The sequence below is a fragment of the Streptomyces sp. UG1 genome, assembly GCF_049974585.1.
Classification (GTDB): domain Bacteria; phylum Actinomycetota; class Actinomycetes; order Streptomycetales; family Streptomycetaceae; genus Streptomyces.
Genome location: NZ_JBNGGG010000005.1, coordinates 26,255 through 50,701, shown reverse-complemented (window position 1 = coordinate 50,701; position 24,447 = coordinate 26,255). Strand labels below are relative to the sequence as shown.

Below are 24,447 nucleotides of genomic sequence, written 5' to 3'. Positions count from 1 at the left end.
CGGCCGAATGCCAAGGCTCGGGGGGCCGAGGATCGTGGAGGACAGGGTGCGGGTGGTCATCGCCGAGGACTCGGTGCTGCTCAGGGAGGGGCTGACCCGGCTGTTGACCGACCGTGGGCATGAGGTCGTCGCGGGGGTCGGGGACGGCGACGCGCTGGTCAAGACCATCACGGAGCTGGACGCACAGGGCGAACTGCCGGACGTGGTGGTCGCGGACGTACGGATGCCGCCGACGCACACCGACGAGGGGGTGCGGGCGGCCGTGCTGCTGCGCAAGTCACATCCCGGGCTCGGGGTACTCGTGCTGTCGCAGTACGTGGAGGAGCGGTACGCCACGGAGCTGCTGGCCGGTTCCAGCCACGGGGTCGGCTATCTGCTGAAGGACCGCGTGGCGGAGGTCAGGGAATTCGTGGACGCGGTGGTGCGCGTCGCCCAGGGGGGTACGGCCCTCGACCCGGAGGTCGTCGCCCAGTTGCTGGGCCGCAGCCGTAAGCAGGACGTGCTCGCGGGGCTCACGCCACGGGAGCGGGAGGTCCTGGGGCTGATGGCCGAGGGGCGGACCAACTCCGCCATCGCCCGGCAGCTCGTGGTGAGCGACGGCGCCGTGGAGAAGCACGTCAGCAACATTTTCCTCAAGCTCGGGCTGTCCCAGAGCGACGGGGACCACCGGCGCGTGCTCGCGGTGCTGACCTACCTGAACTCCTGACGGAGCGGCACCGTGTCAGTGAAGTGGGGGAGCGCTCCCGCGGCAGCCACCGGGCGGACGCGAGCACGGCAACCGAACAAAGAACAGGGAGCGTCTTCCAAAGAGCGCCGGGGGGCGTGTCAATCATGACAACTCAGGGTGGCGAAGCGTCTCAAATCCATGTCCGTCATGCGAATGGCCCGGGGAGGGCGACCTTTGCGGACGTAGGGTTGATCCTGGGAAGGCTTGCGGGAAGGCCATGCCCAGACAGCCGCCTCGAAGGAGGTCCAGTTCAGTGACCAGCCAGGTCAGTAGCCCAGCGGAGCAGGCCGACGAAGCCGTCGTGGGAGAGCAGCGCAAACCGGCAGGGACAAAGGACGTCCGCCGGCTGGACCGAGTGATCATTCGATTCGCGGGGGACTCGGGTGACGGTATGCAGCTCACCGGGGACCGTTTCACGTCGGAGACGGCGTCCTTCGGCAATGACCTGTCGACGCTGCCGAACTTCCCCGCCGAGATCCGTGCTCCCGCCGGGACTCTGCCGGGGGTGTCGTCCTTCCAGTTGCACTTCGCCGATCACGACATCCTCACTCCGGGTGACGCTCCGAACGTGCTGGTGGCGATGAACCCGGCCGCGCTGAAGGCGAACATCGGCGATCTGCCGCGGGGTGCGGAGATCATCGTCAACACCGACGAGTTCACCAAGCGGGCGATGCAGAAGGTCGGCTACGCCACCTCGCCCCTGGAGGACGGGTCACTGGACGGCTACAGCCTGCATCCGGTGCCGCTGACTACGCTGACGGTGGAGGCGCTGAAGGAGTTCGACCTGTCCCGTAAGGAGGCCGAGCGGAGCAAGAACATGTTCGCGCTCGGGCTGCTGTCGTGGATGTATCACCGGCCGACCGAGGGCACGGAGCGGTTCCTGAAGGCCAAGTTCGCCAGGAAGCCCGACATCATGAAGGCGAACCTGGCGGCGTTCAGGGCGGGCTGGAACTTCGGTGAGACGACCGAGGACTTCGCGGTCTCCTACGAGGTCGCACCGGCGACGACGGCGTTCCCGACCGGCACCTACCGCAACATCTCCGGGAACCTCGCGCTGTCCTACGGGCTGATCGCGGCGTCCCGGCAGGCGGACCTGCCGCTGTATCTGGGCTCGTATCCGATCACTCCGGCCTCGGACATCCTGCATGAGCTGAGCCGGCACAAGAACTTCGGGGTGCGGACCTTCCAGGCCGAGGACGAGATCGCCGGGATCGGTGCGGCGCTGGGGGCGGCCTTCGGCGGCTCGCTGGCGGTGACCACCACGTCCGGGCCTGGGGTGGCCCTGAAGTCGGAGACCATCGGGCTGGCGGTGTCTTTGGAGCTGCCGCTGCTGGTGATCGACATCCAGCGTGGTGGGCCGTCGACGGGTCTGCCGACAAAGACCGAGCAGGCGGATCTGCTGCAGGCGATGTTCGGCCGCAACGGGGAGGCGCCGGTGCCGGTGATCGCCCCGCGCACCCCGGCCGACTGCTTCGACGCGGCGCTGGAGGCGGCGCGGATCGCGCTGACGTATCGCACGCCGGTGATGCTGCTGTCGGACGGGTATCTGGCCAACGGCTCGGAGCCGTGGCGGATCCCGGAGTTGGAGGAACTGCCGGACCTGACCGTGCAGTTCGCCCAGGGACCGAACCACACCCTCGATGACGGCAGTGAGGTGTTCTGGCCGTACAAGCGCGATGCGCGGACCCTCGCCCGGCCGTGGGCGATTCCGGGCACGCCGGGTCTGGAGCACCGCATCGGCGGGATCGAGAAGGAGGACGGCACGGGCAACATCTCCTACGCGCCGGCCAACCACGACTTCATGGTCCGCACCCGCCAGGCCAAGATCGACGGCATCGAGGTGCCGGATCTCGAGGTGGATGATCCGCACGGGGCGGCGACGCTGGTGCTGGGCTGGGGGTCGACGTACGGGCCGATCACGGCCGCGGTGCGTCGGCTGCGCGCGGCGGGTGAGTCGATCGCGCAGGCCCATCTGCGGCATCTGAACCCGTTCCCGGGCAACCTGGGCGTGGTACTCGGCGGCTACGACAAGGTGGTGATCCCCGAGATGAACCTCGGCCAGCTCGCCACCCTCATCCGGGCGAAGTACCTGGTGGACGCGCACTCGTACAACCAGGTCAACGGCATGCCGTTCAAGGCGGAACAGCTTGCCAAGGCTCTCAAGGAGGCCATCGATGCCTGAGACGTCCGCGGAAGGCACGGGCACGATCGAGGCGCTCTCGCTCGTCCCCAAGGCCGAGGCCCGCCAGTCCATGAAGGACTTCAAGTCCGATCAGGAGGTGCGCTGGTGCCCCGGCTGCGGTGACTACGCGATCCTGGCCGCGGTCCAGGGCTTCATGCCGGAGCTGGGACTGGCCAGGGAGAACATCGTCTTCGTCTCCGGCATCGGCTGCTCCTCCCGCTTCCCGTACTACATGAACACCTACGGCATGCACTCCATCCACGGCCGCGCCCCCGCGATCGCGACCGGCCTGGCCAGCTCGCGCCGGGATCTGAGTGTGTGGGTGGTCACCGGCGACGGGGACGCACTGTCGATCGGTGGCAACCACCTCATCCACGCCCTGCGCCGCAACGTGAACCTGAAGATCCTGCTGTTCAACAACCGGATCTACGGCCTGACCAAGGGCCAGTACTCCCCGACCTCCGAAGTCGGCAAGATCACCAAGTCCACGCCGATGGGCTCCCTGGACGCGCCCTTCAACCCGGTCTCCCTCGCCATCGGCGCGGAAGCCTCCTTCGTGGCACGCACCATCGACTCCGACCGCAAGCACCTCACCCAGGTCCTGCGCGAGGCGGCCGCCCACCAGGGCACCGCACTGATCGAGATCTACCAGAACTGCAACATCTTCAACGACGGCGCCTTCGAGGCCCTCAAGGACAAACAGCAGGCCGAGGAGGCCGTGATCCGCCTGGAACACGGACAGCCGATCCGCTTCGGAGCGGACGGCTCGCGCGGCGTCGTGCGTGATGCGCAGACCGGTGACCTGACGGTGGTCACGGTCACCCCGGAGAACGAGGCGCGGATCCTGACCCACGACGCCCGCTCCGCGTCCCCGACCACGGCCTTCGCCCTGTCCCGGCTGGCCGACCCGGACACCCTGCACCACACCCCCATCGGCGTCTTCCGCAGCGTCGAACGTCCCGTCTACGACACCCAGATGGCCGACCAACTCGACACCGCCATCGAGCAGAACGGCAAGGGGGACCTGGCGGCGCTGCTGGCGGGCGGCGACACCTGGACCGTCGTCGGCTGACCGGCGTACCTGCTCGGTCGGTCCGTACCGGCTCGGTCGGCCGGCCGACCAGCGACACACGAAGGGGGCTTGGGCGCGCTGCGGCGCCCAAGCCCCCTTCGTTCTTCGTCATGCATCGTGGATGTCGCCCTTGGCGCGGATGAGGGTGTTGCGCGTGATGACGACGATGCGCTCGTGGTCCGCGCGGGCCGCGTCCGGGGGAAGGTGGGGGTCGAGGGCGGCGGTGGCATCGGTGCCGATGACGGCGAAGTCGCCGTTGCTCAGCTCGAAGATGTCGGGACAGTTCGCGCCTGAGGCGCTGCCCCGCAGCCGTGGGGAGTCACCGAGACGACGCACGATGCGAAGGGGCGACGTACCCGCCGAAGTGGACGAAATCTCCATGGGGATCCAGCCTCCTCAGTGGGACGGCGAACCGGAGTCGGGGCCGACGACCCACCACTCGTCCAGGTCGTCCAGGCGCTCGTCCATGATGGCGTCCACGGCCCTGCCGACGCGGGCCTCGAAGGATTCCGCGGGCAGGTCCTCTCGTCCGTGCGCCGAGCGCTGCCAGTACTCCGCGAAGACGGGATTGCGGCGCAGCACCTTCAGATGACCGAGGAGTTCGCTGCGGTCGAGGGCGCCGACCCGATGGCCCAGCAGGATGAGCGCGTACTGCGCGTTGGCGTTCAGCATCTGGCGGCGCTTCTCGTCGGACAGATCCGTGAAGGTGCTCAGGGAGTCGGCGAGGGACGGATCGTCGATCGCCCGGTCCAGCCGCCCCAGAAGGAAGCCCTGCAACTGGATCAGGTTCGCCCGGTGCAGTTCCTCCGCCAGCCTGCCGACCGCCTCCGTCACGCCCCCGAGCAGCCGAACGGCCTGTTCGAGCAGCTCCTGTAACGGCGCCATCCGCTCTTCCTGGTTCGGCACAGTCATGCCCCGCCCCCGATCCGCTGAGAGACTCCGCTTCCCACCCCAGCGTGCAAGCGGGCGCGCGAAGCGGGAAGAGGGCGCCAGGACGAACCTGCCGATCAGGAAGTGCTCCTGCGCGCGTCGTACACCTCCCGCGCCTTCTGCACCTCCCCCATCCGCTCCTCGGTCCACAGCGCCAGCCCCCGCACCTGCTGCGCCGCCTCCCGTCCCAGATCGGTCAGGGAGTAGTCGACCCTCGGGGGGATCACCGGCTTGGCGTCGCGGTGGACCAGGCCGTCGCGCTCCAGGGTCTGGAGGGTCTGGGTCAGCATCTTCTCGCTGACCCGGCCGATCGCACGGCGCAGTTCGCTGAAGCGGTAGGGGCGCTCCAGCAGCTCGATCAGAACCAGGACGCCCCAGCGGCTGGTGACATGCTCCAGGACCAGCCGGTGCGGACACATCTGCTCGCCGGCGCCGATGTCGTACCTGTTGTTCACCGCTTCACTTACTGCCATACCAGTACCTTACTTCAAAGTGGGTACTTTCGTTCAGTAAGCGCACATCCTAGGGTTAGTGCCAACGCACCCCACAAGGAGTTCTGATCATGAGCATCGTCGTCACCGGAGCCACCGGAAACCTGGGCCGCCACGTCGTGGAGCAGCTCCTGGAGAAGGTCCCGGCCGACCAGGTGACCGCCGTCGTCCGCACCCCCGAGAAGGCCGCCGACCTCACCGAGCGCGGCGTGAAGATCGCCGTCGCCGACTACAGCGCCCCCGAGACCTTCGACGGACTGTTCGCGGCCGGCGACAAGGTGCTGCTCATATCCGGCAGCGAGGTCGGCAACGACCGCGTCGGCCAGCACCAGGCCGTCATCAACGCCGCCAAGGCCGCCGGCGTCGCCCTGCTCGCCTACACCAGCGCCCCCGGCACCCTGACCGCCGCCCTCGCCGACGACCACCGCGGCACCGAGAAGGCGCTCCTGGAGTCCGGCCTGCCGTACACGCTGCTGCGCAACGGCTGGTACCACGAGAACTACACCGAGAACCTCGCCCCGGTCCTGCAGTACAACGCGGTCACCCACGCCGCCGGCGAGGGCCGCGTCTCCTCCGCCTCCCGCGCCGACTACGCGGCCGCCGCGGTCGCCGTACTGACCGGCGAGGGCCACGAGAACAAGACGTACGAGCTGGGTGGCGACGTCGCCTGGAGCTTCGCCGAGTACGCGGCCGAGCTGAGCCGGCAGACCGGCAAGGAGATCGCCGAGAACCCCGTCACCGTCGAGGCGTTCACCGGCATCCTGGCCGGCGCCGGGCTGCCGGAGCCGCTCGCCGCGATCATCGCCGGCGTGGACGCCTCCGTGGCGAAGGGCGAACTGGTCGTGGACAGCGGGGACCTGTCCCGCCTGGCCGGACGGCCGACCACGCCGCTCGCCGACGCGATCGCGGCCGCGCTCAAGGGCTGAGTCCCCCCCCGTAGGTGCCCCGAGGAGCCCCGTAGGCGCCCCATAGGCACCCCGTAGGCCCTCGGACTTCCGCCACCCCCGGCCTGTCATGACCGTATGCCGATACGGGCATGACAGGCGGGGGCATTCGGCGTTACCTTCTTGCGAGCCGACGTAGGGACGCGGCCACATGAGGGTGCTGAGGAGGGGCCGTGACCGGGAAGTCCAGGGGTGAGCGGCGGATAGGTCTGCTGAACGGCTTCGCCGCGTACGGCATGTGGGGGCTGGTCCCCCTCTTCTGGCCCCTGCTGAAGCCCGCCGGGGCGGTCGAGATCCTGGCCCACCGGATGGCCTGGTCCCTCGTCTTCGTGGCGGTCGCGCTGGTCTTCGTGCGCCGCTGGGCCTGGGCGGGTGAGCTGATACGGCAGCCCCGGCGACTGGCGCTGGTCGCCGTGGCCGCCGGCGTGATCACCGTCAACTGGGGCGTCTACATCTGGTCCGTGAACACGGGCCATGTGGTGGAGGCCTCGCTCGGGTACTTCATCAACCCCCTCGTCACGATCGCGATGGGCGTGCTGATCCTCAAGGAGCGGCTGCGGCCCGTGCAGTGGGCGGCGGTCGGCATCGGCTTCGCGGCCGTGGTCGTACTGACCGTGGGCTACGGCCAGCCGCCGTGGATCTCTCTCGTCCTCGCGTTCTCCTTCGCCACGTACGGGCTGGTCAAGAAGAAGGTCAACCTCGGCGGCATCGAGTCGCTGGCCGCGGAGACCGCGATCCAGTTCCTGCCCGCCGTGGCGTATCTGGTCTGGCTGACGGCACAGGGGGAATCGACGTTCACCTCGCAGGGACCGGGGCACGTGGCGCTGCTCGCGGCCACCGGAGTCGTCACCGCCCTGCCGCTGGTCTGCTTCGGCGCGGCCGCGATACGGGTGCCGCTGTCGACGCTGGGGCTGCTGCAGTACCTGGCGCCGGTCTTCCAGTTCCTGCTCGGGGTCCTGTACTTCCACGAGGCGATGCCGACCGAGCGGTGGGCCGGGTTCGCGTTGGTGTGGCTGGCGTTGTCGCTGCTGACGGCGGATGCGTGGCGCTCCGCTCGGCAGAGCAGGGTGGCCCGGTTGAGCGTGCCGAGGGTCGAGAAGCCGGCCTCTGCCGCAGTGGACGCGGTGGACGCCTGATCTGGGGGCTGCCATATGACGACCCGGCGATTCTTCGTTGCGGCCCCTCCCCCCACCCCCTATGAGTGGTCGCATGACACAGGAACCCGGCACCACCCCGACGCCCCTCCACTGGAAGGTCGTCATCGACTGCGCCAACCCCCAGTCCCAGGCCGACTTCTGGGCCGCCGCGCTGCACTACGAGGCCGAGGACAACAACGCCCTGATCGAGCGGCTCCTGGAACTCGGCGCGCTGCCGCGGGAGGCCACCGTCGAGTTCCACGCCCGGCTCGCCTTCCGGGACCTGGTCGCCGTACGGCATCCGGACGACCCGTACGACAAGGAGACCGGCACGGGGCTCGGGCGGCGGCTGCTGTTCCAGCGCGTGCCGGAGGAGAAGACCGTCAAGAACCGGCTGCACCTCGATCTGCACGCGGCGGCCGGCGAGCGTGAGGCAGAGGTCGAGCGGCTCGAAGGGCTGGGGGCGAGTGTGCTGCGGCGAATCCAGGAGCCGTCCGGGGAGTGGGTGCTGATGGCGGACCCGGAAGGGAACGAGTTCTGCGTGCAGTGACGGCCGCACGGGGTTTCACACAGGGTTTTCCCTATCCGAACTCCGCGTCCAAATAGCGCTCTTGACGGAGAGTCAGGCTACCTTCACCATCCAGGCACCCCATTCACCGTGGAAATCCTGTGGCCATCCCACAGGGTTCCGCCTGGAAGTCGGAGCCCCCCACATGAAGCTCCCCGTCTCCTGGCGTGCGTCGGCGGCCGCCACAGTCGCGGCCGCCACACTGCTGACCGGCGGTTCCATAGCCGGCGCGGCGACCCCGGCCGATGTCGAGGCCGCCGCCGCACCCGACATACCCGTGGCGAACGTCAAGGCCCACCTCACCCAGCTCCAGTCCATCGCCACCGCCAACGGCGGCAACCGCGCCCACGGCCGCCCCGGTTACAAGGCCTCCCTCGACTATGTGAAGGCCAAGCTGGACGCCGCCGGATACACCACGAGCATCCAGCAGTTCACGGCCTCCGGCCGCACCGGCTACAACCTGATCGCCGACTGGCCCGGCGGCGACGCCAACCAGGTCGTCATGGCAGGCGCGCACCTCGACAGCGTCTCCTCCGGCCCCGGCATCAACGACAACGGCTCCGGCTCGGCCGCCGTCCTGGAGACCGCGCTCGCCGTGTCGCGGGCCGGCTACCAGCCCACCAAGCATCTGCGGTTCGCCTGGTGGGGCGCGGAGGAGCTGGGCCTCGTCGGCTCCCGCCGCTACGTCAACAACCTCTCGTCCACCGACCGCGCGAAGATCAGCGGCTATCTGAACTTCGACATGATCGGCTCGCCCAACCCCGGCTACTTCGTCTACGACGACGACCCCGCGATCGAGAAGACCTTCAAGGACTACTACGCCGGGCTCGGCGTCCCGACCGAGATCGAGACCGAGGGCGACGGCCGCTCCGACCACGCGCCATTCAAGAGCGCCGGCGTGCCGGTGGGCGGACTGTTCACGGGGGCGAGCCGTACGAAGACGGCGGCGCAGGCGGCCAAGTGGGGCGGTACGTCCGGGCAGTCCTTCGACCGCTGCTACCACTCGTCCTGCGACACCACGTCCAACATCAACGACACCGCCCTCGACCGCAACAGCGACGCCGTCGCGCACGCGGTGTGGGAGCTGTCGGAGTAGTCGTCCGCCGGCTCAGCTCCTGGGCGGTTCGGCCGACTTGGCGGCTCGGGCGGCGAGACGGTCCATGCGGGCACGGGCCGATTCCAGCTCCTCGACGTCGTCGGCGGCCGGACCGCCCTCGGCCGCGAGCTGGTCCCACAGGCCGAGCAGGTCCCGGCCCAGGTACAGGCCGAGCGCCGGGTCCCGTACGGCACGCCAGGCCGTGGCCGCGCCGTGCAGGCTGCCGTACGCCGCCTCCGCGTCGCGGGCGCGGTGGTGTCTGCGCGCCACGTCCAGGGAGAGGGCGAAGGCACGCTCCGGGTCGCCCGCCAAATAGGCGATGTAGGCGGAGAGTTCACGGATCCGGAGCACCTCCGGGTGCTCCGGCCCCAGCACCGCCGACGCCTCCGCCACGGTCCGCTCCGCGCCCCGAGCCGCCTCCTCCGTCCGCCCCGCCCGCACGGCGTCGTTGATCCGCGCACTCGCCTCCGCGAAGGGGGAGGCGCCGGTGGTGGCGGTGGTGCTGGCGGTGGCGGGCGGCGAATCGCCGAGGACCGCTTCGGCCACCGCGTCGAAGCCGCGGGGTGGGGTCGGTTTGGGGTCGGGATCGGGGTCGGGGTCGGTCGCGGGGACCATGGCGGGCCCGGGACCGATGGCGCGCCCGGGACCGGTTGCGGACGCGGGACCGGTTGCGGACGCGGGGTCCGGCCGGGAGCCGGGTGCCGTCTCCGCGGCACGGCCGGGGATCGGGGCGGGGGCGGAGAGGGGGATGGGGTCGGTGGGCACGTACGGGGCGGAGCCGCGCGCCGCGTCCGGCGGCTGATCGACCTTGGGTTCGGCGGAGTCCGGGAGGCCGGCTCGCGGTGCGGCGCCCTGGGGTACGGCGTCTTGCGGCGGGTCGGCTGGCGGTGCGGCGTCCTGGGGTACGGCGGCTTGCGGCGGGTCGGCTGGCGGTATGGCGTCCTGGCGTACGGCGTTCGGTGGTACGTCGGCTCGCGGTGCGGCGTCCTGCGGTACGGCGCCCTGCGGTGCGGCGTCCGGCGGCGAGTCGACTCGTGGCACGGCGTCTTGCCGTACGGCATTCGGCGGCAGGTCGGTCTGGGACACGGCGTCCTGCCGTACCGCATCCTGCGGCAGATCGGCCTCGGATACGGCGTCCTGCGGTGCGTCGGTCGGTTCCGGGGCCGCGTCCATGCGGGGCGGTGGGCCGAACTCCCCCAGCGGGGGCGCGACCGTGCCGGGTACAGCGTCCTGCACCGGCTCGGGCAGGGGGCACAGCCGGAAGGTGGGTGAGGCATCCTGTGCCGAGTCCCCCGACAGCGGGCGCAGGATTTGGGTGGGACTGTCCCGATATGGCGCGGGGTCACTAGCCGCTGAGGCGGGCGGCTCCGTCGGGGTCGGGGTCGGCGTCGGCGTCTCCCCCGGCGGAGCCGTCCGTACGGGCTCGGCGGTGAAGCGGCTGGAACCGTCCTGTTCCACCAGCAGCGGGACGACGTACCCGATGCGCTCGTCGTGGACGGTGGCGTGCACGGGGTGGCCGCCGGCGACGGCGATGCGCTGGAGGTGGGCCAGCACGACCTGCTGGATCTCCTCGCCGGGCGCCGCCATGACGGGCACCCCACCGATCGACGCACCGCCCGCGCCCGGACCGGCGACGGGGACGTGCACGTCGATCGGCGCGGTCACGGGGCCCGCGGCGGCGGCGCGTTTCTGTTCCCGCTTCTTCGCGCGGCTCAGTCGAGGCATCGCTTCCCTCACTCGCATCCGTCGGGGAGTGCGCGGACGGCGCGTTCGGGTTCCATGGTGCTCCCTCCCGCCGTCGGGCTCCGCTTCCCCCGGCGTCCAGGTCCGTCGTACAGGTCGGACTCGTCGTACACGTACTCTCGAGTCTCTCCGGCCGCGCGCGGTGCGGACGTCACCGTGGCGTCACAGACTCGTTCCAGGACCTTGTGCCACGTCACAGCGTTCCCATGCCTGGCACGAAGATCGATGGCGTGACGAGCGAGGAGTGCGGGCATGCGGACTGACATGCGCGTACAGCAGGACCGGCCGCAGCCCGGGCCGGAGATCTGGATCCGCGGGCCGGTGGCCCTCCCGGAGGAGCCGCCGCCCTCCCCCGCCGCCGTCACGCCCCGGCGTTTCTCCTGGGTCGGTGTGCACGGCGGGGCGGGTGTCACCACCCTCGCCTCGGTCTACGGCGGCCACGACTGCGGACGCGACTGGCCCGGGCCCGCCGATCCGCCGTCGGTACTGCTCGTGGCCCGCACCCACGCGACCGGGCTGGCCGCAGCGCTGGGCGCCCTCGAGGTCTTCCGGCGCGGCGAGGCTCCGCACGGGCTCGATCTCGACGCGGTGGTCCTGGTCGCGGACGCGCCGGGCCGGCTGCCGCGACCACTCGCCGAGCAGGTCAAGGTCATCGAGTCGGTGATCGATGTGTACCGGGTGCCGTGGGTGCCGGCTTGGCGACTCGGCGATCCGAGCGGCCGGCCGCCGAGGGAGACGGCGGCGTTGGCGCGGCTGACCGGGCGCACTCGCTGAGGTCGGCGGTGTGCGCTTGTGCCGCGCCCGCAACGCCCCCAAGGAAACCCGCCTTCCCAGACAATCACCCCATGACGACCACACCCGACGCCACCGCCCCCTCGGCCGAGGAAATCGCCACCGCCGTACGCTCACAGTCGCTCCGCGCGGTCGACATCGTCGCCGAAGCCCTCGACCGGATCGAGCGAACGGACCCGACCCTCTCCGCGTTCATCGAGGTGTGGGCCGACGAGGCTCTTCGCCGGGCCGCCGAAGTGGACGCGCGGGTCGGCGCCGGCGAGTGGCTGCCGCTGGCCGGTGTGCCGATCGGCGTCAAGGGACGGCGGGGGCTGCGGACGGCGGGACCGCTGCTCGCGGCGGGATGTGTGCCGGTAGGGGCGACGTCCGTGCCCGGGCCGGGAACCGTCTGGCAGACCTGGGGACTTGGGCGGCACGGCCGTACCGTCAACCCCTGGCGCCACGACCGTACGCCGGGCGGCTCCTCGGCCGGTTCCGCGGCGGCCGTGGCGGCGGGCCTGGTGCCGCTCGCGACGGGATACGACGGAGCCGGGTCGGTCCGCATTCCCGCGGCGTGGTGCGGGGTCGTCGGGCTGAAGGTCAGCAACGGGCTCTGGCCATCGACCGACCGCAGCGGACTCAGAGCGCCGGGCGTGCTCGCGCGGTGCGTGGGGGATGCGGCGGCGTACTGGCGGGTGATGTCGGGGGACGGGACACGACCGCCCGGGACGGCAGCACACGGCACACACGGCACACACGGCACTGGTGCGTCGGCCCAGTCCGCCCAGTCCGCCGGATGGTACGACGCCCCGAGCGCCGTATGGTCCCCCGACCTCGGCTTCGACTCTCCCGACCCGGACGTCGTGGCCGTTGCCCACGCCGCCGCCGTACGGCTCGCCGAGACCGGCGTGATCAGGGCCGCGCACCCGCGCATCCCCTTCCGCCTCGACGATCCGGCCTCGGCCTGGCTCGCTCTGCGGGCGGCTCCGGGCGCGGAGCCCACCCCCGACGTCCAGCGCATCCGTGCCGCGAACGACGACCGCCTGGCCGCCTTCTTCGCCGACGCCCAACTGCTGATGACACCGACCGCCCCCACCCCACCGCACGGCCACGACGGGCCCGGCGAGCGCTACTCCACCGCTCTGACCTGGGCGTTCAACCTGAGCGGACATCCGGCGATCAGCATCCCGGCGGGGCTCGGGCCGGACGGCTGCCCGGTGGGGCTCCAGTTGGTGGCGGCGCACGGCGAGGAGTCACTGCTGCTCAGGGTGGCCGGCGTGGCGGAGCGGAACATCGGGCCCTGTACCCGCGGTTAGCTGCCGTGCACCGAGTGCTGCCGTAGCCGTACGCTCGGCAGCAGCCGCACCGACGGCAACACCGAACTGCTCGCGCGCTTCCCGCACGAGAACGACTAGGCCGTGATGTCCTTCGCCGTGAACCTCGCCCAGGCCGCCGAGCCGAACACCGCCGCGTACAGGCCCTGTATGCCGAGGTTCTTGACCAGGTCGTCCCAGTAGACGGGGTCGCGCATCAGGTCGGCGAAGGACAGCCAGTAGTGGGAGAAGAAGTACGGCTGCAACGCGTGAAGCTGAGGGATCTGGTCGAGGATCTGGACGGTGATCAGCAGGCCCACGGTCGTCGCCATCGCCGCGATGCCGCTGTTGGTCAGCGTCGAGACGAACAGGCCCAGCGCCGCCACCCCTATGAGTGACAAGGCGACGACCAGGGCGATCAGCAGGGCTCTGCCCAGCCCTTCCGCGAAGCTGATCCGGGTGCCGGAGATGGTCGTCAGGTCACCGAGCGGGAAGAGCAGCGCCCCGACCGCGAACGCCGAGACCGCGACCACGAGGGTCGCCACTAGGCAGAAGGCCATCGTGGTCGCGTACTTGGTGAGGAGCAGACGGGTGCGTCCGGCGGGGGCGACGAGGAGATAGCGCAGCGTGCCCGCGTTCGCCTCGCCGGCTATCGCATCGCCCGCGATGACGCCGATCGCCATCGGCAGGAAGAACGGGAGCGTCGCGGCCAGTGCGGTGAAGACCAGGAACAGGCCGTTGTTGGTGATCTGCGAGATGAACGCCGGGCCGCCGCCCTGCGGGCCACCGCCACCGGAGCCGTCGCCGGTCTCGATCTTCACGGCGATCCCGACCAGGATCGGCACGGCGGCGAGGACGGCGAGCAGCGCGAGGGTGCGCCAGCGTCGGAAGGTGGTGAGCAGTTCGCTGCGGAAGAGGCCGAGGGTCCACAAGGGGCTGGTCTTCCAGGCTCCGTCGAGCGCGCCGCCCTGCCGGGTGACTTCGCCCTGCTGGATGACTTCGCCCTGTTGAATGACTTCAGCCTGCGACATCGAACCCCTCCCCGGTGAGTGCCACGAACGCGTCCTCCAGTGAGGCCCGTTCGACCCCGAAGCCCCGGACCCGGACTCCGGCCTGCACCAACGCCGCGTTGACGTCGGCGAGATCACGCTCCGGAGGTTCGGCGGTCACCTGGTCGTCGGTGATGACTACGTCACCGGCGCCCTGCTCCTTCAGCACCCGGGCCGCGTCCGCGGTGTCGGGCGTGGTCACGACGAGCCGGCCGCGCATCCCGGCCGCCAGCTCCGCCACCTCGCCCTGGGTGATCAGCTTGCCCTGGGCCATCACCGCCGCATGTGTGCAGACCTGCTCGATCTCGTCGAGGAGGTGGGAGGAGAGGAAGACGGTCGTGCCGTCGGAGGCCAGCTCCCGGATCAGCGAACGGATCTCGCGCATGCCCTGTGGGTCGAGGCCGTTGGTCGGCTCGTCGAGGACGAGGAGCCGGCGCGGCTGGAGCAGCGCGGCCGCGAGCCCCAGCCGCTGCTTCATGCCGAGCGAGTACGCCTTGGCCTTCTTGCCCGCGGCGGCCGTCAGGCCCACCCGGTCCAGCGCGGCCGCGACGCGAGCGCGCCGGGTGCGTGGATCGGCTGTCGGGTCGGCGGCGTCGTAGCGCAGGAGGTTGTCGCGGCCGGAGAGGAAGCCGTACAGGGCGGGCCCCTCGATGAGCGCGCCGACGTGCGGCAGTACGGTGCGCACCGCCCGCGGCATGGGCCGGCCGAGTACGTGCGCGGTACCCGAGGTGGGCTCGATCAGCCCCATCAGCATGCGAATGGTGGTGGTCTTGCCCGAACCGTTGGGCCCGAGGAACCCGAAGACGCTGCCCGCCGGGACGGCCAGATCGAGACCGTCCACAGCGAGCTGCCCGCCGCGGTAGCGCTTGGTCAGCCCGTGGGTGGCGATGACGGCGTCACCCTCACGGAACGGGCCTGACTGGCCGAGTCGGTGGGCACGCGGCGCCGCGGCGGCCTGGCCGGACCGGGCAACCGGATCGGCATGCGCGACTTCACCGGCCGACACGACCGGGTCGGCCCCGTCGGCCTGACCAGACCCTGCGACCGAAACGGCATGCACACCAGCGGGTGCGACCGAGTCGGTCCCACCGGCGCGCACCACCCCACCGGCCTGACCGGACCCGGCAACCGGAACGGCGTGCACGGCCTCGCCGGCCGACACGACCGGGTCGACCCGATCGGCCCGATGGGACTGGCCAGGCTGATCGGGCTGATCGGCCCGATGGGACTGGCCGGGCTGATCAGGCTGACCGGGCTGATCGAGCTCGCCGGCCCGCGCCGTGCCGTCAGTGTGCCTGGCCTCGTCACCCGGTGCGGTCGAGTCGGCCCGGGCGGCCTCGTCGGTCTCCCCGGCGGGCGGTTCGTGCATCGGCGCCTCGGGCTCCTCGGTTCGTGGTGCGGGTACGGCGGTCGGCTACGGGTTACTTCCCGGAGTCGGCCGCCTTCACGAGCGCGTCCTTGTCGACCGCGCCCACATAGACCTTGCCGTCATCCGTGACCAGGGCGTTGATCAGGCGCGTCTTGAAGACCGTGCCCGAGCCGAACTTACCGGTGGCCTTGTCGCCCAGGGAGTCCAGGAAGCCGCCCATGTCGCCGCCGACCTCGGAGCCGGACGGGATGCCCTCGCCGCCGGTGTCGAAGACGGCCACGGAGTTCCAGCCCTCGCCTATGATCTCGGGACCGCCCTGGCCCGCCTTGCCCTCGGACTTCGCGCCGCCGAACTCCTTCTCGAACTCCTTGCGGAACTCGTCCTCGGACTTCGCGGAACCGTGCTTCTGAGCCTCCCCTTCCAACTCGCCCTCCTCGGTGACCTTCGCACCCTTGGGCGGGGTGAAGTCGAAGGTGGAGGCGTCCGGCTTGGCGAAGCTGACCTGGGTGAAGCCCGCGTCGATCACGGCCGCGCCACCGCTGGACGGGGTCAGCGTGAACTTCAGCGGCATACCGGTCTTGGCGTCCACGGCCACGCTGATCGCACCGACCGTGGTCCCGGACTGCTTCGGCTTGATGAGCAGCCGGTAGGCGTCCCGGCCCGCGACCTGCGCGGTGCCGTCGACGGTGACGGACGTGGTGTCGTCAACCGCCTTGAGGGCTTCCTCGGTGAACTCCTTGGGAGTCGCGGGGACCTCTTCGGTCCTCCCCTTCTCCTTCTGCCCCGGTGCCTCGTCGGCGGTGCCGTGGAAGACCTCGTTCGACTTGCTGTCGTAGCCCCAGATGTCCTTGCCGTTGTGGATGAGGCTGTACTCGGAGGCGTTCTCCAGCAGGGAGAGCTTCTGCTTGTCCTCGCCGTCGACGGCCACGCGCAGCGTGTGCGTGCCGGACGCCAGCTCGGTGAGCTTGGCCGAGGGGTCGGCGGACGAACCCTCACCTGATCCCGACGGCATGGCGCCGGAGGTGAGGCTGGACTCCAGCCCGCCGAGGTCGGGCAGGCCCAGATCGGTGGTGATCTTGAAGGTGCCGGAGAGCTGCTGCACGTCCGACTGGGCGATCTTCTCGATGAGTTGCTGCGCGGTGATGTCCGGCAGGTCCGGGTCGCCGGAGTCGGCGATCGCCGGGACGAGCCCGATCGTCGCCGCCGCGACTCCCATAACCGCGACCGGAACGACGTACCGCGCGGCCTTGCGCCGCCCCGCCCGCAGGTCGTCGACCTCCGCGGCGGTCGTACTGTCGTCGGATTCGTACGGTGCCATGTGTGCCTTACCTCCGTCGTCGGCGGCGGCTGCCCGTCTCGTTTCCTCGCCCGCGAGTCTCACGACCCCGCACTCGCCCACCCCTGAGCCGCCATTCTCACCCGAATCGGTGAGGAGTGGTGTTTTCCGTGGTTTCCATCTGACCAAATCGGCCAGAGAGATTCGTCAACCTTCGGAGCCAACTCCGCGTACACCTGCGGTATGACACGAGGAGGCGGCGCCTCCCCCGACCCGTAGGGGTTGAGGGGAAGACGCCGCTGTGCGTGCGCGCCGGCGACCGGGTCAGCCGTTGAGGAACACGTAGTCCGCCTGGTACGGCACGCCGACGATCGCGCCCGGTGTGCAGGAACCGCTCGGGGCCACGCCGCCGACGGTGTTCAGCCGCAGGATCTCGACGGTGCGGGCCAGCAGGCCGCGGTGCTTGCCGGACTGAGTGGCCTTCAGATCCAGCTCGGGGATGTTCTTGTCACCGTTCGGGGTCCTGGAGATGACGGCCCCGGTCACCGCGCTGCCGTCCCGCGCGACCCACTGCGGCGTACCGGAGTTGGGCGCGACGAAGGAGTGCGCGATACGACCGCCCAGTACGGCGCTGACGTCGCGCTGGGCGAAGGCGTACCCGCCGCCCTCGGCCGGCTTGCACTCGTAGATCTGCTTGCCCTTGATGACGGACGCCTGGAAGTTGTCGAGCGCGTCCCGGAAGTCGAACTCGGCGACGGTGACCTTGTGGAGCTGGCCGCGGACGGCGCCGCCCGGGAACTCGGCCGTGTGCAGGTTGGCGTAGAACGAACTCGGGTCGGTCTTCAGGGCGTTGAGGAGGGCGGGGTCCTTCACCTGGACGGTGCCGGTGAGGCTGCCGCCATGATCATGTCCATGGCCCTCGTTCTTGCTCTTGCCGAGCAGGCCGCCGAAGTCGACCTTGATGCCGCCGTTGGTGCCCTTGGCTCCCTGGTGGATGTGGAGGGCGGTCGGCCTGCCGGTGCCGCGCCAGGTGACGGCGACGGACACCTTGTCCCCCTTGACCTTCACGAACTGCAGAGCGGTTCCGTCCTTGTCCCCGACGGCGGGCCCGCCCTCGACGGGAACCTCGTTCGCCCCGCGAAGGCCGGCGGCCAGGATCGTGCCCCCGGTGCCGCCCCCGGCGGTCGCGCTCTGGTTCACGATCCCCCGCGTGTCGCCGCCGGCGTGGCCCGCGTGGTCGGCGCGGTCGCCTCCGGCGGCGAAGGCGGGAATCACCGCGGCGGCGACACCACCGGCGGCGGTCACCGCGACGGCGGTGACCATCAGGCTCTTACGGCGCTTCGAGAACGTCGTCTTCATGCCCATGATTCTGTTTTCTCCCCGTAATGCGGCTGACGCCCCCTGCGTCAGCTTCTGGGCATGGATACGGAGGTGATCTCAGTTTGGACTCAGTCCAGCTTTGTGACGCGCGTCACGTCGTCGACGAGGGTGAGAACCCCTAGCCGGCCCGATGCACCACCGCGTCGCACAACTCCATCAACGCGGCCTTGGCCCCGACATCCGGCAACGGCGCCAGCGCGGCCCGCGCATCCTCCGCGTACCGCACCGTGTCCCGCCGAGCCTGCTCCAGCGCAGGGTGCGCTCGCAGCGCGGCCAGCGCCTGCGCGTGCCGCGCGTCGTCGTTCAGATCGGAGTCCAGCAGCTCGCACAACGCGATGTCATCCGCCAGCCCGAGCCGCTCGGCCCGCTCCCGCAGCCGCAGCACGGGCAGCGTGGGAATGCCCTCGCGAAGATCCGTCCCCGGCGTCTTGCCGGACTCGTGGGAGTCGCTGGCGATGTCCAGTACGTCGTCCGCGAGCTGGAAGGCGACCCCCAGCCGCTCCCCGTACTGGGTCAGCACGTCGACCACGGTCTCGTCGGCGCCCGACATCATCGCCCCGAACCGGCACGACACCGCCACCAGCGACCCGGTCTTCCCGCTCAGCACGTCCAGGTAGTGCTCGACCGGGTCCCGGCCGTCCTGCGGCCCCGCGGTCTCCAGGATCTGCCCGGTGACCAGCCGCTCGAACGCCTCGGCCTGCACCCGCACCGCCTCGGGCCCGAGGTCGGCCAGGATGTGCGAGGCCCGGGCGAACAGGAAGTCGCCGGTCAGTACGGCGACCGAGTTGCCCCAGCGGGCGTTCGCGCTGTCGACCCCGCGCCGTACGGCCGCCTCGTCCATCACGTCGTCGTGGTACAGGGTCGCCAGATGGGTGAGCTCGACCACCACCGCCGACGGCACGACGCCCGGCGCATACGGGTCACCGAACTGGGCGGTGAGCATCACGAGCAACGGCCTGAAGCGCTTTCCACCCGCTCGCACCAGATGCTGGGCGGCCTCGGTGATGAAGGGGACCTCACTCTTGGTGGCTTCGAGCAATCCCTCCTCGACAGCCGCCAATCCGGCCTGGACATCGGCTTCCAGAGCCTGGTCCCGCACGCTCAGCCCGAACGGCCCGACGACGGTCACGAGGGGTCTCCTGTCTGCTGGTGTCTACTGGCGGTTACACGGTTTGTCGATAGGTCGCTGCCATCACTCGAGTCAGCGTATCCGGTCATGTTTCGATCACCGATGCCACCCACCCGTCCACCACGGGCGGTATCGGATCACGGCCGGTATTTTTTTGATCATCCGATAAGGCCGGATAAGTATCGACATATAGGGAAGCCGCGGCCCGTATCCCGCCCTGCACATCCGCACACCCTTCCCAGCGCTCCTCGAATACCTGTCGCACCGCCCGCCCGACCGGCCGACAAGGCCGGGATGCCCGGCACCCGCCAGGGGTGACTTCGCCTCCCTTCCGATCGCTATGACAACGACGTGCATCACCTGGGAGGTTCCGTCCTTCGCCGCCTCCAACGAGGTCATCCGCATGGAGGGCGAAGAGGTGGTTTTCAGCTGGACATGGGAAAAACGGACTCCACGGACAGCCAGTTAAAGGCGAGTTGGAGGCATTGCCCGATTTGCCATTCTTGTGATCGCCAGTGAATTGGGTCACTCGCGCCCACTTCGCGACCCGACCGGGCATCCCCCCTTCCACCCTTGCACGGAACGCAAGTTGAAGCTTGGCAACCGCAAAGGATCAAGCGCCCCATTCCTCTCAGACCATGGTCAATCCGCACGTCAGACAGCCATGGCACTTGTTCCGGGCATGTGCTCTCGCATACGTTCCCGCTCGTCGGGCGGACGCCGAATCCTGCCGCCGCCCAGTCATCCATCGACGCAACTCACACACGCACGGCAGGAGCGGGGGACCCAGGTAAGTCGCCGGACCGGACGCCTTGATGGCGCGCCGAACCGGCTAGGGGTGAATTCGCACCGTCGCACGGCGGCGCGGCCGGGCATCTCCCGCCCGAACCCGACAGCTCACCTCGCAGGCGACGGAGAGGAACAGCGCCATGCCCCGAGGCAAGCACCGCCGCCCCCGCACCAACCCGCTCACCCGCCGTGTCGCCATCGCCGGAACCGGCACCGCCGCCCTCGCCCTCCCGCTCCTGAGCGCGACCGGCGCGGGCGCGGCGGAGTCGACCGCAGCCAAGCCCGGCCCCGTCACGTACACCACGAAGAAGGGCGACACGCTCTACGGCATCGCGGACCGCTACGACGCCCAGGGCGGCTGGCGGCAGCTCTACAAGGACAACCGCAAGGTCATCGGGGACGACCCGCGGCTGATCCACCCGGGCATGGACCTGAAGGTCCGGACGACGAAGAAGGCGTCCGCGCCGAGCAAGGCGTCCGCGCCCGCCAAGCGGTCCGGCGTCGCCAAGGCCACCCAGTCCTCCGTGAAGTCGTACCCGAACAACCTCGACGGCTGGATCCGCAACGCGCTGGACATCATGGCGCAGAACGGAATTCCCGGGTCGTACGAGGGCATTCACCGCAACATCCTCCGCGAGTCCTCCGGCAACCCGCTGGCCATCAACAACTGGGACTCCAACGCCGTGGCGGGCACCCCGTCCAAGGGCCTGCTCCAGGTCATCGACCCCACCTTCGCCAGCTACCACGTGCCGGGGACGGTGTACGACCCCTTCGACCCGGTCGCGAACATCGTGGCCGCATGCAACTACGCGGCCGCGCGTTACGGCTCCATCGACAACGTGAACGGCCCCTACTAGGCCCTATGGGGCGAAATCCACCAATTCGCCCGTAAAGAGTCTCTCGAGGACGACGGCGATGCCGTCGTCCTCGTTCGAGAGGGTGATCTCGTCGGCGATCGCCTTGAGTTCGGGATGCGCGTTGGCCATCGCGACACCGTGGGCGGCCCAGTCGAACATGGGGATGTCGTTGGGCATGTCACCGAAGGCGACGGTGTCGCGCGGACCGAGACCGAGGTGCTCGGCGGCGAGCGCGAGACCGGTCGCCTTGGTGATGCCGCATGGCTGGAGTTCGACGGTGCCGGGCCCCGACATCGTGACCGTCGCCAGGGAGCCGACCACCGAACGCGCCGTTGCCGCCAACTCGTCGTCGGACAGGCTGGGATGGCGCAGCAGCACCTTGCTGATCGGCTCGCACCACAGGTCGTCCCGGTGCATCACGCGCACGGCGGGCAGGGTGGGGTGCGGCATCAGGTACCCGGGCTCGATGAGCGTGAGCCCGTCGACGCCGTCCTGGTCGACGGCCGCGTACACCTGCCCCACCTCGGCCTCGATCTTGCCGAGCGCGGTCTCCGCCAGCTCCCGGTCCAGCGTCACGGACCACAGCAGACGGTCGGCGCCGGCGTCGTACAACTGCGCGCCCTGTCCGCACACCGCGAGCCCCCTGCTGCCCAGGACGTCGAGCAACGGCCGCACTCTGGGCGCCGGCCGGCCGGTCACGACGAGGTGCTGGGCACCGGCCACCGCCACCCGCGCGAGCGATTCGAGGGTCCGGTCGGAGAGCGTGTCGTCACCGCGGAGCAACGTCCCGTCCAGGTCAGTGGCGATGAGTGAATATGCGATGGGTGCTGCCATGATCAGAGAATACGGACAGGACGCCCCAACGACTCGACCTGAACCGGACGGCTGCTGTGTTCACATCCGTTGACACCTGTTCCGGTTCCGCTTCTGTCTCCACGCGTACAACTTCCTTTCGTTTGTTGCGATTTCACCTCCGCAGGGGCGTGGCGGGGCCCATGACCGCGCCACCGCGGCCATCGATCCGCCCAAAGCCGCGCCGACCTGCTGATTCACCGGGCCCGGCGACTCGGCCGCCGTACTGCCCAAGACCGGCGACTCACCCGTAACGTGTGGCCCGACCACATGGCATACGGAGCGGATGAGAGTGAGGCAGCACCCCATGCCCCCCTTCGATCTCCCCGAGGGCGACCCCTTCGGCACGCACAACCTTCCGTACGGCGTCTTCTCCCTGCCCGGCTCGGACTCCGCGCGACGCGTCGGCGTCCGGCTCGGCGACCACGTCCTCGACGCGGGCAAGGCGGCCTACGCGCTCGGCTCGCCGTACTCCCCGCTGCTCGCCCAGGACTCCCTGAACCCCCTGCTCGCGGCCGGCCGCACCACCTGGTCCGACGTGCGGCGCGCGCTGACGGCCTGGGTGACGGTCCCGGCACACCACGAGGCCGTCCAGGACCTCCTCCATCCCCTCTCCTCGGTGACCCTGCACCTCCCCTTCGAGGTCGCGGACTACGTCGACTTCTACGCCTCCGAGAACCACGCCCGGAACGTCGGCCAGATCTTCCGCCCCGACGCCGCGGACTCCCTGACCCCCAACTGGAAGCACCTGCCCATCGGTTACCACGGCCGCTCCGGCACGGTCGTGGTGTCCGGCACCGATGTCGTACGGCCCTCGGGCCAGCGCAAGGCCCCCACCGATCCGGCACCGGTCTTCGGCCCGTCGGTCCGCCTGGACATCGAGGCCGAGGTCGGCTTCGTGGTCGGCACTCCGTCGCGGATGGGCAGGCCGGTGGCGCTGGGCGACTACCGGGAGCACGTCTTCGGCCTGTGCCTGCTCAACGACTGGTCGGCACGCGACATCCAGGCCTGGGAGTACGTCCCCCTCGGCCCCTTCCTCGGCAAGTCCTTCGCCACGTCGGTGTCGGCGTGGATCACCCCGCTGGACGCGCTGGAGGAGGCGCGGGTGGCACCGCCGGAGCGGACCCACCCCCTGCTGCCGTACCTGGACGACTCCGGCTCCGAGACCGAGCCCGGCGGCTACGACCTGCGTATCTCGGTGGCCGTCAACGGCCACGTGATCGCCGAGCCGCCCTTCTCCACCATGTACTGGACCGCCGCCCAGCAGCTCGCCCACATGACCGTGAACGGAGCCTCCCTGCGCACCGGCGACCTGTACGGCTCCGGCACGGTCAGCGGCCCAACTGAACGCGAGCGCGGCTCGCTGCTGGAGCTGACCTGGAACGGCCGGGACCCTCTCGAACTCCCCGGCGGCAAGCGGACGTTCCTGGAGGACGGCGACGTGGTGACGCTGTCCGCCTGGGCACCGGGACCCGGTGGGGCCCGGGTGGGTCTGGGGGACGTCACGGGGCGGATCGTGGCGGGGTGACGGCGGAGCCGCCGGGCCCAACGCGCGGCTGCCGTCTGGTGGTTCGCGGCGTGGCGCACCGTGTGATGTCTGTGCCGGGCGCTTCGGCGGTCACGTAGGAAAACGGCCGTGACAGGGGATTCGGCGAGTCTTTCCCCCTGACTCCTGAGACGGTCACCGTCATACTGGCTGGCGGTGGGAAGCGAGCCGGGACCGGCGTTCGCGGCCCGCCGCCCCGCACCGCCACTCCCGTACCTCCCCTGTCCAGGATCCGGAGACCTCGGCATGACCGTCTGCATGCTCCTGCTGAGCATCGTCGCCCTGACGGCCGCCCTGCCCGTCCCCCGCGCGCTGACCCGGGCCGCCTGGCCGGAACGGGAACCCGTGGTCGCGCTCTGGGTGTGGCAGTGCCTGGTCGCCACCGTCCTGCTGTGCTGCCTGACGGCCCTGGCCCTGGGCACCGCCGCCGTCTTCGGCACGGTACGCGCCCAGCTCTTCGCTCCGGCGCCGCCGCCGGTGACGGAGGCGTACGACCTGACGACCACGCCGGCCTGGGCGGCCGCCCTCACCCTGCTGCTGGCCTGCGGCGCCGCCTGGACGACCGCGATGCTGGCCCGTGAGCTGGTCGAGGCCCGTCGGCGGCGCGGCCACGCCAGGGCCCACCTGCGCGAACGCGCCCCCGACCTGCCGGCCGGGCTGGGCTCGGCGCGCGGCCCGCTGCTGGTGCTGGAGGACGAGTACCCGGACGCCTGGTGGATGCCCGGCAACCCGCCCCAGCTCATCGTCACCACGGGCGCCCTGCACCGTCTGACCGACCACCAGCTCGACGCCGTCCTCACCCATGAGCGCGGCCACGCCCGCGCCCGCCACGACTGGCTGCTGCACCTGTCCACCGCGCTCGCCACCGGATTCCCCCGCATCCCGTTGTTCGCCCACTTCTGCGACCAGACCCACCGCCTGGTCGAACTCGCCGCCGACGACACGGCGTCCCGCCGCTGCGGTCATCTGACGACAGCCCTGGCCCTGATCGAGCTCAACCAGCACCGCGGCGTCCTGTCCTGCGCCTCCACCCACCGCCTCCTGGGCGAGCGCGTCAACCGCCTGCTCCAGCCGCCCCCGCGCCTGGGTCGCCGTCATCGGGCGTTGACGACGACGCTGGCCGCACTGGTGCCGCTGCTGCCGCTGCTGATCACGTTCGCGCCCGGGCTGACGGCGCTGGCCTGACCGTCGCCCCCGAGCGCCGGACGAGCTGAGACGAGCCGACCG

The 24,447-nt window shown here is 70.4% G+C and carries 22 protein-coding genes and 1 riboswitch; of the genes, 12 read left to right on the top strand and 10 right to left on the bottom strand.

What is annotated here, in order from left to right; translation table 11 throughout:
* Positions 1–7 precede the first annotated feature (7 nt).
* The 3 genes from ACP4J3_RS07140 to ACP4J3_RS07130 all read left to right on the top strand — a co-directional run bounded on the left by ACP4J3_RS07140 (position 8) and on the right by ACP4J3_RS07130 (position 3,981).
* A complete protein-coding gene (locus ACP4J3_RS07140) occupies positions 8–706 on the top strand; it encodes a LuxR C-terminal-related transcriptional regulator (protein WP_426531584.1) in 699 nt (232 codons plus the stop codon).
* 274 nt (positions 707–980) lie between these two features.
* Complete coding sequence (locus ACP4J3_RS07135) at positions 981–2,909, top strand: 2-oxoacid:acceptor oxidoreductase subunit alpha (protein ID WP_426531582.1); 1,929 nt, start codon at positions 981–983, stop codon at positions 2,907–2,909.
* The gene (locus tag ACP4J3_RS07130) at positions 2,902–3,981 is read left to right on the top strand and encodes a 2-oxoacid:ferredoxin oxidoreductase subunit beta (protein WP_426531580.1); all 1,080 of its coding nucleotides are present in this window, start codon (positions 2,902–2,904) and stop codon (positions 3,979–3,981) included. The genes ACP4J3_RS07135 and ACP4J3_RS07130 overlap by 8 nt, the downstream gene beginning before the upstream one ends.
* A 108-nt stretch (positions 3,982–4,089) precedes the next feature.
* Here the strand turns inward: ACP4J3_RS07130 and ACP4J3_RS07125 are convergent, their stop codons facing one another.
* From ACP4J3_RS07125 to ACP4J3_RS07115, 3 genes are all read right to left on the bottom strand, one after another.
* Positions 4,090–4,362, bottom strand: coding sequence for a hypothetical protein (locus ACP4J3_RS07125; protein WP_426531578.1), 273 nt, complete (start codon positions 4,360–4,362; stop codon positions 4,090–4,092).
* A 15-nt stretch (positions 4,363–4,377) separates the two neighbouring features.
* Positions 4,378–4,893 (bottom strand): DUF6082 family protein, encoded by a 516-nt coding sequence (locus ACP4J3_RS07120; protein ID WP_426531576.1) that lies wholly within the window; start codon positions 4,891–4,893, stop codon positions 4,378–4,380.
* Between the two features lie 95 nt (positions 4,894–4,988).
* Positions 4,989–5,384 (bottom strand): winged helix-turn-helix transcriptional regulator, encoded by a 396-nt coding sequence (locus ACP4J3_RS07115; RefSeq protein WP_426531574.1) that lies wholly within the window; start codon positions 5,382–5,384, stop codon positions 4,989–4,991.
* 89 nt (positions 5,385–5,473) lie between these two features.
* Here ACP4J3_RS07115 and ACP4J3_RS07110 point away from each other — a divergent pair, with 89 nt between their 5' ends.
* From ACP4J3_RS07110 to ACP4J3_RS07095, 4 genes are all read left to right on the top strand, one after another.
* On the top strand, positions 5,474–6,328 hold the full coding sequence (locus tag ACP4J3_RS07110; protein WP_426531572.1) for an SDR family oxidoreductase: 855 nt from the start codon (positions 5,474–5,476) through the stop codon (positions 6,326–6,328).
* 191 nt (positions 6,329–6,519) lie between these two features.
* Positions 6,520–7,482 carry an EamA family transporter RarD gene (rarD, locus tag ACP4J3_RS07105; RefSeq protein WP_426531570.1) on the top strand — a complete coding sequence of 321 codons (963 nt, stop codon included), beginning with the start codon at positions 6,520–6,522 and terminating at the stop codon, positions 7,480–7,482.
* A 73-nt stretch (positions 7,483–7,555) separates the two neighbouring features.
* A complete protein-coding gene (locus tag ACP4J3_RS07100; RefSeq protein WP_426531568.1) occupies positions 7,556–8,032 on the top strand; it encodes a VOC family protein in 477 nt (158 codons plus the stop codon).
* A 163-nt stretch (positions 8,033–8,195) separates the two neighbouring features.
* Entirely contained in the window at positions 8,196–9,146 is a 951-nt protein-coding gene (locus ACP4J3_RS07095) for a M28 family metallopeptidase (RefSeq protein WP_426531566.1), read from the top strand.
* A gap of 12 nt (positions 9,147–9,158) precedes the next feature.
* On the opposite strand, the gene ACP4J3_RS07090 is transcribed toward ACP4J3_RS07095, so the two are convergent.
* Positions 9,159–10,871, bottom strand: coding sequence for a tetratricopeptide repeat protein (locus ACP4J3_RS07090; RefSeq protein ID WP_426531564.1), 1,713 nt, complete (start codon positions 10,869–10,871; stop codon positions 9,159–9,161).
* 270 nt (positions 10,872–11,141) lie between these two features.
* Between ACP4J3_RS07090 and ACP4J3_RS07085 the strand changes: the two genes are divergently transcribed.
* Positions 11,142–11,663, top strand: coding sequence for a DUF6668 family protein (locus ACP4J3_RS07085; protein ID WP_426531562.1), 522 nt, complete (start codon positions 11,142–11,144; stop codon positions 11,661–11,663).
* 71 nt (positions 11,664–11,734) lie between these two features.
* The gene (locus ACP4J3_RS07080; protein ID WP_426531560.1) at positions 11,735–12,976 is read left to right on the top strand and encodes an amidase; all 1,242 of its coding nucleotides are present in this window, start codon (positions 11,735–11,737) and stop codon (positions 12,974–12,976) included.
* Positions 12,977–13,071: 95 nt separating this feature from the next.
* Here ACP4J3_RS07080 and ACP4J3_RS07075 read toward each other — a convergent pair whose 3' ends face one another.
* The 5 genes from ACP4J3_RS07075 to ACP4J3_RS07055 all read right to left on the bottom strand — a co-directional run bounded on the left by ACP4J3_RS07075 (position 13,072) and on the right by ACP4J3_RS07055 (position 19,176).
* Positions 13,072–14,004, bottom strand: a complete 933-nt coding sequence (locus ACP4J3_RS07075; RefSeq protein WP_426531558.1) for an ABC transporter permease — start codon at positions 14,002–14,004, stop codon at positions 13,072–13,074.
* Positions 13,991–14,911 carry an ABC transporter ATP-binding protein gene (locus ACP4J3_RS07070; RefSeq protein WP_426531913.1) on the bottom strand — a complete coding sequence of 307 codons (921 nt, stop codon included), beginning with the start codon at positions 14,909–14,911 and terminating at the stop codon, positions 13,991–13,993. The genes ACP4J3_RS07075 and ACP4J3_RS07070 overlap by 14 nt, the downstream gene beginning before the upstream one ends.
* A 532-nt stretch (positions 14,912–15,443) precedes the next feature.
* Positions 15,444–16,709, bottom strand: coding sequence for a LolA family protein (locus ACP4J3_RS07065; protein WP_426531556.1), 1,266 nt, complete (start codon positions 16,707–16,709; stop codon positions 15,444–15,446).
* A 282-nt stretch (positions 16,710–16,991) separates the two neighbouring features.
* The gene (locus ACP4J3_RS07060) at positions 16,992–18,026 is read right to left on the bottom strand and encodes a CHRD domain-containing protein (protein WP_426531554.1); all 1,035 of its coding nucleotides are present in this window, start codon (positions 18,024–18,026) and stop codon (positions 16,992–16,994) included.
* A 139-nt stretch (positions 18,027–18,165) separates the two neighbouring features.
* A complete protein-coding gene (locus ACP4J3_RS07055; protein WP_426531552.1) occupies positions 18,166–19,176 on the bottom strand; it encodes a polyprenyl synthetase family protein in 1,011 nt (336 codons plus the stop codon).
* A gap of 739 nt (positions 19,177–19,915) precedes the next feature.
* Positions 19,916–20,100: riboswitch (cyclic di-AMP (ydaO/yuaA leader) on the top strand.
* Positions 20,101–20,105: 5 nt separating this feature from the next.
* On the opposite strand from ACP4J3_RS07055, the gene ACP4J3_RS07050 reads away from it, so the two are divergent.
* The gene (locus ACP4J3_RS07050; RefSeq protein WP_426531550.1) at positions 20,106–20,822 is read left to right on the top strand and encodes a transglycosylase SLT domain-containing protein; all 717 of its coding nucleotides are present in this window, start codon (positions 20,106–20,108) and stop codon (positions 20,820–20,822) included.
* Between the two features lie 3 nt (positions 20,823–20,825).
* Here ACP4J3_RS07050 and ACP4J3_RS07045 read toward each other — a convergent pair whose 3' ends face one another.
* Positions 20,826–21,656, bottom strand: coding sequence for an HAD family hydrolase (locus ACP4J3_RS07045; RefSeq protein ID WP_426531548.1), 831 nt, complete (start codon positions 21,654–21,656; stop codon positions 20,826–20,828).
* Between the two features lie 325 nt (positions 21,657–21,981).
* Here ACP4J3_RS07045 and fahA point away from each other — a divergent pair, with 325 nt between their 5' ends.
* Together fahA and ACP4J3_RS07035 are read left to right on the top strand one after the other, a co-directional pair.
* Positions 21,982–23,202, top strand: a complete 1,221-nt coding sequence (fahA, locus tag ACP4J3_RS07040) for a fumarylacetoacetase (protein WP_426531546.1) — start codon at positions 21,982–21,984, stop codon at positions 23,200–23,202.
* A 264-nt stretch (positions 23,203–23,466) separates the two neighbouring features.
* Entirely contained in the window at positions 23,467–24,405 is a 939-nt protein-coding gene (locus ACP4J3_RS07035) for a M56 family metallopeptidase (RefSeq protein WP_426531544.1), read from the top strand.
* Positions 24,406–24,447 lie beyond the last annotated feature (42 nt).

Bases quoted from the DNA above. Each gene is read 5' to 3' on its own strand.
- ACP4J3_RS07125 (WP_426531578.1), bottom strand. From the start codon at position 4,362: ATGGAGATTTCGTCCACTTCGGCGGGTACGTCGCCCCTTCGCATCGTG.
- ACP4J3_RS07065 (WP_426531556.1), bottom strand. From the start codon at position 16,709: ATGGCACCGTACGAATCCGACGACAGTACGACCGCCGCGGAGGTCGAC.
- ACP4J3_RS07075 (WP_426531558.1), bottom strand. From the start codon at position 14,004: ATGTCGCAGGCTGAAGTCATTCAACAGGGCGAAGTCATCCAGCAGGGC.
- ACP4J3_RS07045 (WP_426531548.1), bottom strand. From the start codon at position 21,656: ATGGCAGCACCCATCGCATATTCACTCATCGCCACTGACCTGGACGGG.
- ACP4J3_RS07130 (WP_426531580.1), top strand. From the start codon at position 2,902: ATGCCTGAGACGTCCGCGGAAGGCACGGGCACGATCGAGGCGCTCTCG.
- ACP4J3_RS07140 (WP_426531584.1), top strand. From the start codon at position 8: ATGCCAAGGCTCGGGGGGCCGAGGATCGTGGAGGACAGGGTGCGGGTG.
- ACP4J3_RS07050 (WP_426531550.1), top strand. From the start codon at position 20,106: ATGCCCCGAGGCAAGCACCGCCGCCCCCGCACCAACCCGCTCACCCGC.
- ACP4J3_RS07095 (WP_426531566.1), top strand. From the start codon at position 8,196: ATGAAGCTCCCCGTCTCCTGGCGTGCGTCGGCGGCCGCCACAGTCGCG.
- ACP4J3_RS07100 (WP_426531568.1), top strand. From the start codon at position 7,556: ATGACACAGGAACCCGGCACCACCCCGACGCCCCTCCACTGGAAGGTC.
- ACP4J3_RS07090 (WP_426531564.1), bottom strand. From the start codon at position 10,871: ATGCCTCGACTGAGCCGCGCGAAGAAGCGGGAACAGAAACGCGCCGCC.
- ACP4J3_RS07080 (WP_426531560.1), top strand. From the start codon at position 11,735: ATGACGACCACACCCGACGCCACCGCCCCCTCGGCCGAGGAAATCGCC.
- ACP4J3_RS07120 (WP_426531576.1), bottom strand. From the start codon at position 4,893: ATGACTGTGCCGAACCAGGAAGAGCGGATGGCGCCGTTACAGGAGCTG.
- ACP4J3_RS07110 (WP_426531572.1), top strand. From the start codon at position 5,474: ATGAGCATCGTCGTCACCGGAGCCACCGGAAACCTGGGCCGCCACGTC.
- ACP4J3_RS07115 (WP_426531574.1), bottom strand. From the start codon at position 5,384: ATGGCAGTAAGTGAAGCGGTGAACAACAGGTACGACATCGGCGCCGGC.
- ACP4J3_RS07060 (WP_426531554.1), bottom strand. From the start codon at position 18,026: ATGAAGACGACGTTCTCGAAGCGCCGTAAGAGCCTGATGGTCACCGCC.
- ACP4J3_RS07035 (WP_426531544.1), top strand. From the start codon at position 23,467: ATGACCGTCTGCATGCTCCTGCTGAGCATCGTCGCCCTGACGGCCGCC.
- fahA (WP_426531546.1), top strand. From the start codon at position 21,982: ATGCCCCCCTTCGATCTCCCCGAGGGCGACCCCTTCGGCACGCACAAC.
- ACP4J3_RS07085 (WP_426531562.1), top strand. From the start codon at position 11,142: ATGCGGACTGACATGCGCGTACAGCAGGACCGGCCGCAGCCCGGGCCG.